Genomic DNA, 13417 nt, shown 5'->3' on the forward strand with positions numbered 1-13417 from the left:
ACTATTTTAAGGGATTTACTCAATTTCATTGTTTATTGATCTAGTTAGGGTTACTTACCGTTTTCAGTGTGTGAAGAAGAAATTTAGTTATATATTTTACTGTCATTTACCTCGGTAAACATATGACTGATTAATAAAATTAATGATAGGAATTGTTAACTACGTCACTAATCAAATATAATTATCGTGACGATTAGTTATATATATTAAAGTCGTAAGACAATTCCTATTATTGAGACAATAATCTCATTTAACCCCAGTATTTTTGCGAATGAGCATTTTGAGTGAACATATAAACATGCATTTTAATTATTAGTTACCAAAGGGTATTAATTTTTAGAAAAACGTCACGATGGGATTTAAGATAAATACATTTCGTCATATAAGATGCAGGAAAACGCGATGTAAAGTGAGGGGAGGACTGGTAAAAGTTCACAGAGGTACAGTGATAAATTAATATCGACGGTTTTAACTGTAGATGAAAGAGTTTTTACTATTAATTAACAATCTTTCTATGCATCAGAAATAGGCTATATCAATAGAATTTTCATGATGGAATATTTTTAATCAAGACATAAGTCGTCTTGTTGTTAATTATTTGTATCTGACGACCTTCTTGGTTTTTTTGCAGGAAGTTCGGGGACTGGTTTTCTGTCATCTAATAAATGGCGTATTGCTAATATAGGATGATGAAAGAGCATTTTTGGCCCTGACCACCGCATAATCAGTTTCATTTGTTCACGCATTTTAGGCTGATAGCAATGTATTGGGCACTGTTTACAGGCGGGTTTGTGTTCTCCATAACGGCATTTTTCAAGGCGATTAATTGCATAATCATATAATTTTTGATATTGCTCTGGTGAGTCTGCGGAGGCGGGATGCGCCTTTTCATATATTTGGATCATTTTTTCAATAGTTTTAATTTCTCTTTGAATACGTTTACCGACCATTGAATCACCTCAATTTATGCAATAAATTGCATTTAATATACAACTTATTGCATTTAATAGAAAGTAAAGATAAACGCAAGTCACGTAAATGGCATAAGTTGATACTTATGCCATAATAAAATTAAAATTTATTGAGTAGGTCTATCAGTGAGATTAGATGACTTACAAAATTAAACACAACAATGTGGCGTGATAAGCCAAACGTCTCCTGCTATGACCTAGCCGATTGCGATTTAGACCTTATTGACGGATTGCATTATTTTTTGCATTTCGTCTTTTAAATGTAATTTTTCTTTTTTGAGTTTCACAACATGCTCGTTATAACCAGCACCGGACGGGCCTTCTAATTTGCTGATTTCTTTATCAAGCTGATGATGTTTTTCATAAAGGTTTTGAAAGCGGGGGTGTGTAGATATTAACTTTGAAACTAAATCTTGATCTGTAGATAACATACTACCTCCTCAGAATGTATTAAGCCTCACACTCAGTATAAGCATCGTCTATTATTTATGCATTATAACAAATAGGAATTTACATAGTTTTTATCAAATTTATGATCATTCCACTAAAATTAGCTATGATTAACTTTATTGAGATAGTTATATTTTCGTATTTTTAAAATTAAGAATCATCCAGAGTAGGAAAGTTAGACTTTTTAACTTATTCTAGATGCATGATATGTATTTTCAGTTAGCTTTGTTATTTTTAATAGGATTTTATAATGAAAAAAGCGATTTTATCTGTAATGGCAGCAGCATTAGTGTCTTCTTGCGCAATGGCAACAGGGGAGTTGGAAAAGATCGCACCTTATCCTAAAGCGGAAAAGGGCATGACTCGTCATGTGATACAACTGCCTACAAAACCTAATGAAGATAACTTGCAAGTCGAATTAGTTATCGGTAAGACGATTAAGGCTGACTGTAATCGCCAATGGTTTATGGGCGATTTAGAAGAAAAAACCTTAGAAGGCTGGGGATATAACTATTACAAGTTAGAAGATGTAAAAGGGCCAGCTGGAACGATGATGGCGTGTTCAGAGCCAGCGAAAGAGCGTTTTGTAACAACACAACTTGGTGATGATGCTTTTGTTCGTTATAACAGTAAACTACCTATTGTGGTTTATGCACCAAAAGAGATGGATGTGAAATACCGTATTTGGTCAACTGACGATCAGTTACTTGATTCGAGCAAAAAATAATTTGTCGTCATTTTGTCTTATCAGTGCCACATGATGATATGTGGCACTTTTTCTTAGCGTTTATCTAATGACCAGTACCGATGTCTTGGCATGGCGAACAAGCGTAGATGCGGTCGAACCAAGTAAATAGGTTGAGGCACTTGGTCGATGGGAACCTATTACAATTAAGTTAGCTTCGATATCATCGGCATAACTGAGTATTTCATCTTTGGCTGAACCAATGCCAATTTTACATACCATTTTGTCATCAGGGATATTGATGTCCTTGATCACTTCTTCTAACGCTCTGAGTGCGAGAATAGAACGCTCCGCTGAGTTTTTATGACTTTCAGGCAGAATAGTCACTTCAATACCAAAAAATAGTTCAGCGCTTGGGATCACTGATAAGAAGTGGATTTCAGGGGAACCTAATTTTGATAGCTCTTCAATATGTTTGATGATTTGTGGATTAAGCGAATCTTCTAGTAGGTCGATAGGGACTAAAATTTTATTATACATAACCACCTCATTCGTATGTTAATTGGCGCTATTATAGCAGCTAGCCGTTAATATAGTATAAGTGAGTTGCCTTTTGTTAATTACATTGGATTTAAATAGAAAAACGTCTTTTTTAGCTATTCAAATTAATATTATTTTATAGAAAGTGATGATTATTAATTAACAGAATAAGCGATAATTAAATAACAAGACTTTTCTTGTTTCTTGTGTCAATATGAGTGATGCTATTAGGTAACATATTGATTTAAAAGTTCATTTAAATGATAATTGTTTTGTTTTTCATTAAGAATATAGATTATGAATAAGCGTACGCAATCAGATACAACAGACAATGAGTTAACACTCCAACAACAAAAATTTCATGCTGCTAAAAAGAGCACATTGATTAGTGTGATCGTTAATATGCTGCTTTCGTTGTGGCAAATTATTATTGGTTTCATTTCTCATTCACAAGGTTTAATTGCAGATGGTATTCATACATTATCTGATTTGGTTGCGGATTTTGTTGTTTTAATTGCCAACAAAAAAAGCCATAAGCAGCCTGATGACGATCATCCCTACGGACATTTTCGTTACGAAAATGGAGCATCTTTGATTTTAGGTGTGATTTTATTAATTGTTGGTGTTGGCATGATTTGGTCGGCAACACAAAAAATGCTTAATCCAGAGTTGATTCAAGAGGTGCATACAATTGCATTAGTGGCTGCATTGGTATCATTAATCGCCAAAGAAAGCCTCTTTCGCTATATGTTACGAGTGGCGAATCAAGTTAACTCGAGTATGTTGGTTGCGAATGCTTGGCATGCACGCTCTGACGCCGCCTCATCGTTAGTTGTGGCTATCGGGATCATAGGTAGTTTATGTGGCTTTAAAATTTTTGACCCTATCGCTGCATTGATCGTCGGGACTTTTGTTTTTCGTATGGGTTATAAATTTACATATCAGTCAATGCAAGATTTGATGGATAAAGGTGCCGATGAAGAAACATTACAAGAGATCCGTACCGTTCTTGATGGTATTGATGAAATCAAAGGCTTCCACGATTTAAAAACGCGTAAGTCGGGGGATTTTTATTTAGTCGATGTGCATTTGGAAGTCGATGGGAATTTATCGATCATTGCAGGTCATGAAATTGCGGTAAACGTCCGTGATAAGCTAATGGAAAATCCACAAATTCTTAATGTAATGACTCACTTAGATCCCTATGACAAAGAGTGCATTCATTAATTCATTACCCATAATCCACGTATAGCCAGAAAATAAGACTTTCTGGCTTCTTATTACAACCAGCATTTAGTTATTTGTATTTGCACACTAATCTTTTTTCTTGCCGACATACCAAGTCTTACTATTCCCTGTTACGCCTCATGCAACTTATTTTTGCCGATTGACCGCTTATTCAGCGTTATTGCCTCTATTTGTGTAAACGTTTACACTATCGCGAGTCAGATCACAGATTAGTGGGGTAGCCCATTGTTATACTCTGTGCAATGAATTTTTATATCCTTAAATGAATCAAGGGGTAAGCTATGCAGCCTACAAAAGTGCTTGTCACTGGGGGGATGGGATACATCGGTAGTCATACGTGCGTCCAAATGATCCTCGCAGGGTTCACACCGGTGATTATTGATAACCTGTGCAATGCAAAAACAGAAGTATTAAACCGGATAGAAAAACTAACAGCAGTACGACCTATTTTTTATCAAGGGGATGTCCGTGATGAAGTGTTGTTAGAGGCTATTTTTCGTGAACATAAAATCAGTGCGGTTATCCATTTTGCAGGTTTGAAAGCCGTTGGTGAATCTGTCGCTAAGCCACTTGAATATTATGACGTGAATGTGAATGGAACGTTAGTACTTGCCCGTTGTATGCAGCGTGCAGGCGTACACAGTATTATTTTCAGCTCCTCAGCAACGGTATACGGTGAACCCGATACTGTGCCTATTACTGAAGCATTTCCAACGGGCAATACGCAAAGCCCTTATGGCACGAGTAAATATATGGTTGAACGTTGCTTGTCAGATTTGTTTACGGCTCAACCTAATTGGTCTGTCACATTATTACGTTATTTCAATCCTGTGGGGGCTCATCCTTCAGGTTCTATGGGGGAGGATCCTCAAGGTATCCCTAATAATTTAACCCCTTATATTGCGCAAGTTGCGGTGGGACGACGTGACAAACTGTCTATTTATGGAAACGATTACCCTACCATTGATGGAACAGGGGTCCGTGATTATATCCATGTTATGGATTTAGCGGATGGGCATGTTGCTGCTCTGAAAGTGGTCAGCCAGAAGGCGGGATTACATATTTATAATCTTGGAACGGGAAAAGGAAGCAGTGTGTTGGAAGTGCTGCATGCATTTGAGAAAGCGGTAGGAAGGAAAATCCCTTATACCATCGTTCCTAGAAGGGCGGGCGATATTGCTGAGTACTGGTCAACATCTGAAAAAGCGCAACGTGAACTCGGATGGAAAGCGTGTCGTACGATTGATGATATGGCTATAGATTCATGGCGTTGGCAATCCAATAACCCTAATGGTTATGAATCATAATAGAGGATAGGAGAATAATTACGATGAATAAGCTTCCATTTAATCCGTCAGATTGCCCCCACAGACGTTATAACCCATTAACGGGGCAGTGGGTGTTAGTTTCCCCACATCGAGCTAAGCGTCCTTGGCACGGGCAAGATGAAAAGCCAGAAATAAAACAATTACCTGAATATGAAGCGAGTTGTTTTTTATGTCCAACTAACCAACGGATCTCTGGGGATATCAACCCAGACTACCAAGGTACGTATGTTTTTCAGAATGACTACTCCGCCTTATTGCCCGAAGCATGCCAGCAGCCGGAAGAGCAATCTGCGTTATTTAAAACACAGTCAGTTAGCGGTTTGAGCCGCGTCATTTGTTTTTCGCCTGATCATAGTAAAACTTTACCGGAGTTATCCACGCAACAAATCGGTCGAGTGATTGACACTTGGATACAACAAGTTGACGAGCTGAGTCAACGCTTTGTGTGGGTGCAAATTTTTGAAAATAAAGGTGAAATAATGGGGTGTTCTCAGCCTCACCCACATGGACAAATCTGGGCAAGTGATTTTTTACCCAATGAAATTGCTCGTAAAGATGCCCAGTTACAGCGTTATTATCAGCAGCAAGGCAGTAATTTATTATTGGATTATGCGCAAGCCGAATTGCAAGAGGGGTCAAGAACGGTTGTTGAAACAGCGCATTGGCTTGCTGTTGTTCCTTACTGGGCGGCTTGGCCATTTGAAACAATGCTAATGCCGAAAACGCATATTAGGCGTATGAACGAGATGAGTCTTGAAGTACGAGAAGACCTCAGTATTGCATTGAAAAAGCTCACATGTCGCTATGATAATTTATTCCAATGTGCATTTCCCTATTCAATGGGATGGCATTTTGCGCCTTTCTTGAGTGATGATCAAAACAGGGATCATTGGCAGTTGCATGCATTGTTTTATCCACCTCTTTTACGTTCGGCGACAGTCAAAAAATTTATGGTTGGGTATGAAATGCTAGCAGAAACTCAGCGTGACTTAACGCCAGAACAAGCAGCTGAAAGGTTACGTGCTGTCAGTGAAGTTCACTATAAACAGCAGTGAATATTCGAAAAAACACAGTGACGTATCAAAATAGTTTAATTATTATCAAGAGGTTGCTATGAGTAGCATTGAAATTCTTCGCCAAAAAGTCACCGACGCCTTCCACCAAAAATTTGATTCTCAACCAGAGGTGTACGTACAAGCACCGGGTCGAGTGAACATAATTGGTGAACATACAGATTATAATGATGGTTTTGTATTGCCTTGTGCAATTGATTATCAAACGATAACGGCCGCTAAAAAACGTCATGACCGCATCATTCGAGTGGTTGCCGCTGATTATGCGAATGATATCGATGAATTTAGTCTCGATGAAGAGATTCAATTCTTACCTGAAAAAATGTGGGCAAACTATATTCGTGGCGTGGTTAAGTTTTTACTTCTCAGAGGTTACCAGTTTTCAGGCTGTGACATTGCGGTGAGTGGTAATGTGCCGCAAGGTGCAGGGCTTAGTTCTTCTGCTTCACTGGAAGTGGTGATAGGACAAACATTGAAGGTGCTATATCAGCTCAAGATCAGCCAACAAGATATTGCATTGAATGGGCAGCAAGCAGAAAATAAATTTGTAGGTTGCAATTGTGGGATCATGGATCAACTCATTTCTGCTTGTGGTGATGAGGGGCATGCTCTACTCATTGATTGCCGCAGCTTAGCATTGGCGCCTATTCCGATACCTGATGACCTTGTGGTCATGATTATCAATTCAAATAAACAGCGCGGTTTGGTTGATAGTGAGTATAATACCCGACGCCAGCAGTGTGAAAGCGCCGCTAAACAATTTGGTGTTAAAGCATTACGTGATGTCACCATGGCGCAATTTAATCAAAAACAAGGGGAGCTGGAGCCTCTGGTGGCCAAACGAGCCAAACATGTTATTAGTGAAAATGATAGAACACTTGCAGCCGCAAAAGCCTTAACAGAAAATAATCTGCCTCTACTCAGTACATTAATGGAACAGTCACACATTTCTATGCGTGATGATTTTGAAATCACCGTCAAAGAGATTGATACGTTAGTTGATATTGTGAAAGCCGTTCTTAGTGAACAGGGGGGTGTCCGAATGACTGGAGGGGGATTTGGCGGATGTGTTGTGGCACTGATGAAACAACAATTGGTTGAATCTGTTATTCAGGCTGTTGAAACACACTATCACGCCATGACAGGGCTACAAGCGGATATCTATGTTTGCCAGCCAAGCGATGGCGCTGGGCTGATAACGAATGCATTATCGTTGGGAGAATAAAGTGCAGTTATCAAAAGACCAAAGGTATGTTGCCCGTGCATCGAAAGTCATTGCACTCACCAACCGTCATGGCATGAAAATTTTATTGTCGACTTTGGGGGCAAGTTGGATCAGTTGCATCTTACCACTGCCAACGGGTAAGCGCGATGTTTTACTTGGCTCACCAAACATGGCTGCCCAGATGGATCAGGGGGTTTATTTGGGGGCAACGGTTGGTCGGGTAGCAAATCGTATCGCAAATGGCCGTTTTAATTTAGCGGGTCGTGAATATCAAGTGACAAAAAATCAAGGCGAAAATTGTTTACATGGTGGTGTGGATAATTTTAGTTATCGGGTTTGGAAAGTCACACAATTAGATCCACAAGAGGCAATATTCTCATTAACTTCTGCGGCAGGTGATCAGGGATTTCCGGGTGAACTCCAGGTGGAAGTACGTTATGTATTAACAGATGAAAACAAAGTGATCATTCATTACCGCACTCAAGTGAATGAATTGTGCCCTGTCAATCTGACAAATCATGCTTATTTTAACTTGGCCGGTGAGGATTCCGTAAGAACCGCGCTTGAGCACGACTTACAATTATCAGCGACTCACTATCTGCCTACGGATGAGCGTGGTGTCCCAACAGGAGAATGGCGGGATGTTACGGAGACTTTTTTTGATTTTCGTCGCAAAAAACGCATTGGTTATGACTTTTTACAAGATGCGGATCAAAAAGCAGCGGGGGGATATGACCATACGATGATCCTTTCAACTGACTTGATTGATGGTGAGCAAACCGTCGCTTCATTCTTTGCACCTGATGGTGACGTTCGGATGGATATAGCAACAACGATGCCATCAATGCAGTTTTATACTGGAAACTATTTAATTTCGGTACCAGGGAAATCACGTCATTATACCCCGTTCTCTGGCGTGGCTTTTGAGACCCAGTTTCTTCCGGATGCGGTTAATCATCCCGAATGGGGCGATGAATACAGGGGAATTTCACAACCGAACCAACAATACGAACAACAAACGAGTTATCAATTCATTTTTTAAGCTTAACGCCGCTTTAATGCGGCGTTTTTCGTGATGAGTCATAGAGTTGATATATTGGTTCCATGACATTATCAGGTTCTAAGACATACCCCATTGTTTTTTCTACTAATTCATTGTTTAATGAAACCAACTGAACTTAGGGGTAAAAAATGGCAACAATAAAAGACGTGGCGAAAGAAGCGGGAGTGTCGGTAGCGACAGTCTCCAGAGTGATTAATCAATCACCTAAGGCGAGTAAAACTTCAATTGCTGCGGTGAAAAGTGCCATGTCTAAGCTTGGTTATCGGCCTAATGCCGCAGCCCGTGCATTAGTGAGCCAAAGTTCAAATACGATTGGCGTGTTGGTCAATGATGTTTCAGACCCCTTTTTTGGTACCATGGTGAAGGCTGTTGATGCGGTCGCCCATAAAAATGGTAAGCATATTCTGATTTGTAATGGTTACCACACTGCCCAAGAAGAACGTCAATCAATAGAATTATTAATTAATAATCGCTGCGATGCACTGATCATTCATTCAAAAGCCTTATCAGATGAAGAGTTAATTAAATTTGCTGATGAAGTGCCGAGTTTAGTCCTGATCAACCGACGTATTGAGGCGATTGCTGACCGCTGTGTTTCACTGAATAATTATAAAGGTGCTTACCTAGCAACCGAACATCTTATCCGCCAAGGCCATACAAAAATCGCTTATATTTCATCAAATCATAAAATTGAAGATGCTGAGCAGCGGTTGCTTGGTTATTGTGATGCGCTGAAAAAACACGCTATCTCACTTCCTGAAAGTTATATTGAATATGGTATGCCTTATGGGGAAGGTGGAGAACAAGCGATGACGAATTTATTAATGAAATCATTAGAGATAACCGCGGTTGTGGGGTATAACGATTTTATGGCCGCAGGCGCTATCGCAGTCCTCGATGAAAATGATATCTCTTCCCCTGAACAAGTATCAGTCATCGGTTTTGATGATGTATTGATCGCGCGTTATATCCATCCTCGTTTAACAACGATCCGTTATCCTATCCAAATGATGGCTGAGCGTGCGACGGAGTTAGCGTTGGCACTCGCTCGTAATGAAAAGATAGATACGGGTGGTTTGATCTACTCTCCAACATTAGTACAGCGTAATTCTGTACGTCCATTAAAATCATAGCAATGTAAACGTTATCATCACTTTATGATGGTATCCTTTTTTATATTATGATTTTTTTTGAATTTTTCAAAAAAATGATATTTCAGCGATGGTTAGCGTATTTAATATACGCATAAATAGCCACTTATTTCACGATTGATCACCGAAATTAATTTATTGTGAAAATATGTGATTAATCTAACAGTGATTTTTAATGGTAACGTTTACACTGATTGCGAATCATTTTGGTGAGGGAATTGATCATGCATACAGAAGGTGTTGGCTTAAGTACATTAGATTACGGGGTATTTATCCTGTATGTACTTATCATCATATCAGTGGGTTTATGGGTTTCTCGGAATAAAAAAGGTGAGAAAAAGGGGACTAAAGACTATTTTCTAGCGGGCAAAACGTTACCTTGGTGGGCCATCGGCTCTTCACTCATTGCGGCAAATATTTCTGCTGAGCAGTTTATTGGCATGTCTGGCTCAGGATTTTCTATTGGATTAGCGATCGCGTCTTATGAATGGATGGCGGCACTAACATTAATTATTGTTGCTAAATACTTTATGCCTATTTTTATCGATAAAGGCATTTTTACCATTCCTGAATTTGTTGAAAAGCGTTTCAACCGCACACTAAAAACGATTTTAGCGGTATTTTGGCTCGCATTATTCGTGTTTGTTAACCTAACGTCAGTATTATATTTAGGGTCGTTAGCTTTACAAACTATCCTAGGTATCCCAATGTCTTACGCTATTTTTGGTTTGGCATTGTTTGCGGTTGCTTACTCTTTATATGGTGGCCTATCGGCAGTCGCGTGGACTGACGTTGTACAGGTATTCTTCCTGATCCTCGGTGGCTTACTCACGGCAATAATGGCGGTCAGTTATATTGGTGGAGACGGTGGGCTCTCTGCGGGAATGAGCCGCATGGTGAGTGAAGCACCTCAACACTTTGAAATGATCTTAAGTCAAGATAACCCTCAGTTCAGTAATTTACCGGGTATCGCTGTGCTGATTGGTGGCCTATGGATTGCTAACTTGTATTATTGGGGTTTTAACCAATATATTATTCAACGTGCTTTAGCGGCGAAATCGATCAATGAAGCGCAAAAAGGCCTCGTCTTTGCCGCTTTCTTAAAACTTATTGTGCCTATTCTGGTTGTTGTACCTGGGATTGCGGCGTATGTGATTGTGACTGACCCACAACTGCTAGCTGGTTTAGGTACCATGGCGCAGGAACATATTCCAACACTTGCTCAGGCAGATAAAGCTTATCCTTGGTTAACGCAATTCTTACCTGTAGGCGCTAAAGGCATTGTTTTTGCCGCATTGGCAGCAGCGATCGTGTCATCATTAGCTTCTATGCTGAACTCAGTGGCTACGATTTTCACCATGGATATATATAAAGAATATATCGCACCTTCAACAAGTGATCATAAATTAGTGAATGTGGGTCGAGTTAGTGCTGTAGTAGCATTAATTATTGCCTGCTTTATTGCTCCATTACTGGGTAATATTGGTCAAGCTTTCCAATATATTCAAGAATATACTGGATTAGTAAGCCCTGGAATTTTAGCTGTATTCTTGCTGGGTTTATTCTGGAAAAAAACGAATGCAAAAGGGGCCATTATCGGTGTACTGCTCTCCATTCCATTTGCTTTATTCTTAAAATTAATGCCATTAGGAATGCCATTCCTTGATCAAATGATGTATACCTTCTTCTTTACAGCCGTTGTCATTGGTTTAATTAGTTTAACCACGTCAAAAGAAGATGATAGCCAAGGCGCCATTATTTTGACATCTGAAACCTTTAAAACCTCCGCGGGTTTCAATATCGCCTCTTATGCAATCTTCATTATCTTGTGTGTTCTGTATGCACTGTTTTGGTAAGTGAATAGATTGAAACAATCAACAGGGGACGAATGTCCCCTCAGACGGCTGACAAACCGAGTATGTTTGGCGGAAAGTCGAATAGGTTTTGAAAATAAACGAGGAAAATCAAATTATTGATTTTCGGCTGATAATACAACGCGGGAAAAACCACGCTTTTATCCCGCGTTGTCAACCACCTCAGGGGACGAATGTCCCCTGTTTTACTTGATAACCCAGTATCTAGCTTGATGAAAGCCATGTTTTCATTCTTGAATGACAACACACTCTATTTAATTTTTATCTAAAACAGGAATTGATGAATAGCAAGGCGCTATTCATCAAATATGGGCGTATGGGCGCTAATGCTCCCATACTTAAACTTCATGATTAAATAACAAATAAGTCCATAAACTCATTGACGGGCATCGCTTCTAATAGCGGTTTATCTAATGAAGCAGCAAGAATGCGTAATTGCTGAGTTTCAGGAAATTGACGAGCCAAATTAGTGCGATATTTCTTTAATAGCAAAGGGATCCCTTCTTGACGGCGGCGTTTATGACCAACAGGGTATTCGATTAACAACTCATCAAAGACTTGTCCATCTTTCAGTTTGATCGTTAATCCATTCGCGATAGAGCGTTTATCAGGGTCATGATAGTCTTGAGTGAAGCTAGGTTCTTCACGGCAAACTATTTTGCTACGCAAGGTATCGATGCGTGGATCATGAGCAATATTGTCTTCATAATCAGCAGCAGTTAAACGTCCAAAAATCAGCGGGACTGCGACCATATATTGAATACAATGATCACGATCAGCTGGATTATTCAGCGGACCTTGCTTATCGATAATACGTATACATGCCTCATGGGTGCGTATTGATACACTCTCAATATCCTCTGCACTTTTTCCGAGTGATTTCAGTTTATCGTGCAGTTGTAATGCTGCCTCTACAGCGGTTTGTGCATGGAATTCAGCAGGGAAAGCGATTTTGAATAGCACGTTTTCCATGACATAGGAGCCGTAAGTGCGTTGAAAACGGAAAGCTTGCCCATTAAACAACACATCATAGAACCCCCATGTTTTGGCGGTTAATGCACTGGGGTAGCCCATTTCACCTTTTTGTGCCATTAAAGCTAAACGCACTGCGCGAGATGTTGCATCTCCAGCCGCCCAAGATTTGCGTGAACCCGTGTTCGGTGCGTGACGATAGGTACGTAAACTATGACCATCAATCCAAGCAAGAGATACCGCATTCAGGATTTCTTCGCGATTGAGTCCTAGCATGTGAGCGACAACAGCAGTAGAAGCCACTTTCACTAAGATGACATGGTCAAGCCCGACTTTATTGAACGCATTTTCTAAGGCAATGCATCCTTGTATTTCATGGGCCTTAATCATCGCCGTTAATACATGCTTAATGGTTAAAGGGGCTTTACCTTTTGCGATAGCTTCTCGTGATAACCAATCAGCAACCGCTAAAATACCACCGAGATTATCAGAAGGATGCCCCCATTCAGCAGCAAGCCATGTGTCATTAAAATCTAGCCAACGGATCATCGCGCCAATATTAAAAGCCGCTTGAACAGGGTCTAGCTGAAATTGCGTTCCTGGAACTTTAGCGCCATTAGGTACGAGAGTACCGGGAACAATAGGACCGAGTAATTTTTTACAAGCCGGATATTCGAGAGATTCCATGCCACAACCGAGTGTATCTAAAAAACAATAATAAGCGGTTTCATAGGCAAGCTCAGAAGTAATTGGATATTCAGTAACATAATCAACGATATCACTGATCACTTTATCGAATTCTTGTTGAGTTGAAAGAGCAGTTGTCATGAATGTCAT

At 39.8% G+C, this 13417-nt stretch carries 12 protein-coding genes; 8 read left to right on the forward strand and 4 right to left on the reverse strand.

Translation table 11 applies throughout. From position 1 onward, the window contains the following. Positions 1 to 590 precede the first annotated feature (590 nt). Both P2E05_RS06640 and P2E05_RS06645 read right to left on the reverse strand, forming a co-directional pair. Complete coding sequence (locus tag P2E05_RS06640; RefSeq protein ID WP_276123061.1) at positions 591 to 950, reverse strand: nitrous oxide-stimulated promoter family protein; 360 nt, start codon at positions 948 to 950, stop codon at positions 591 to 593. 233 nt (positions 951 to 1183) lie between these two features. After that, positions 1184 to 1402 carry a DUF465 domain-containing protein gene (locus tag P2E05_RS06645; protein WP_154635748.1) on the reverse strand — a complete coding sequence of 73 codons (219 nt, stop codon included), beginning with the start codon at positions 1400 to 1402 and terminating at the stop codon, positions 1184 to 1186. A 269-nt stretch (positions 1403 to 1671) separates the two neighbouring features. Between P2E05_RS06645 and eco the strand changes: the two genes are divergently transcribed. Then, entirely contained in the window at positions 1672 to 2148 is a 477-nt protein-coding gene (gene eco / locus P2E05_RS06650; RefSeq protein ID WP_154624155.1) for a serine protease inhibitor ecotin, read from the forward strand. Between the two features lie 60 nt (positions 2149 to 2208). Here eco and P2E05_RS06655 read toward each other — a convergent pair whose 3' ends face one another. Continuing rightward, a complete protein-coding gene (locus P2E05_RS06655) occupies positions 2209 to 2646 on the reverse strand; it encodes a universal stress protein (protein ID WP_154624154.1) in 438 nt (145 codons plus the stop codon). 297 nt (positions 2647 to 2943) lie between these two features. Between P2E05_RS06655 and P2E05_RS06660 the strand changes: the two genes are divergently transcribed. From P2E05_RS06660 to P2E05_RS06690, 7 genes are all read left to right on the forward strand, one after another. Further along, entirely contained in the window at positions 2944 to 3873 is a 930-nt protein-coding gene (locus P2E05_RS06660; protein WP_276123062.1) for a cation diffusion facilitator family transporter, read from the forward strand. Between the two features lie 302 nt (positions 3874 to 4175). Beyond that, entirely contained in the window at positions 4176 to 5201 is a 1026-nt protein-coding gene (galE, locus tag P2E05_RS06665; protein WP_276123063.1) for a UDP-glucose 4-epimerase GalE, read from the forward strand. Between the two features lie 23 nt (positions 5202 to 5224). Beyond that, positions 5225 to 6277 (forward strand): UDP-glucose--hexose-1-phosphate uridylyltransferase, encoded by a 1053-nt coding sequence (locus P2E05_RS06670; protein WP_163860982.1) that lies wholly within the window; start codon positions 5225 to 5227, stop codon positions 6275 to 6277. Positions 6278 to 6344: 67 nt separating this feature from the next. Next, positions 6345 to 7520, forward strand: coding sequence for a galactokinase (galK, locus tag P2E05_RS06675; protein ID WP_420794210.1), 1176 nt, complete (start codon positions 6345 to 6347; stop codon positions 7518 to 7520). 1 nt (position 7521) lies between these two features. Continuing rightward, positions 7522 to 8562 (forward strand): galactose-1-epimerase, encoded by a 1041-nt coding sequence (gene galM / locus P2E05_RS06680; protein ID WP_196713350.1) that lies wholly within the window; start codon positions 7522 to 7524, stop codon positions 8560 to 8562. Between the two features lie 149 nt (positions 8563 to 8711). Continuing rightward, positions 8712 to 9716, forward strand: a complete 1005-nt coding sequence (locus tag P2E05_RS06685) for a substrate-binding domain-containing protein (RefSeq protein ID WP_154624148.1) — start codon at positions 8712 to 8714, stop codon at positions 9714 to 9716. Between the two features lie 242 nt (positions 9717 to 9958). Continuing rightward, a complete protein-coding gene (locus P2E05_RS06690) occupies positions 9959 to 11590 on the forward strand; it encodes a sodium/sugar symporter (RefSeq protein WP_154624147.1) in 1632 nt (543 codons plus the stop codon). Between the two features lie 369 nt (positions 11591 to 11959). Here the strand turns inward: P2E05_RS06690 and P2E05_RS06695 are convergent, their stop codons facing one another. Then, positions 11960 to 13408, reverse strand: a complete 1449-nt coding sequence (locus P2E05_RS06695; protein WP_269723802.1) for a bifunctional 2-methylcitrate dehydratase/aconitate hydratase — start codon at positions 13406 to 13408, stop codon at positions 11960 to 11962. Positions 13409 to 13417 lie beyond the last annotated feature (9 nt).

The organism is Providencia stuartii (assembly GCF_029277985.1).
Classification (GTDB): Bacteria; Pseudomonadota; Gammaproteobacteria; order Enterobacterales; family Enterobacteriaceae; genus Providencia; species Providencia zhejiangensis.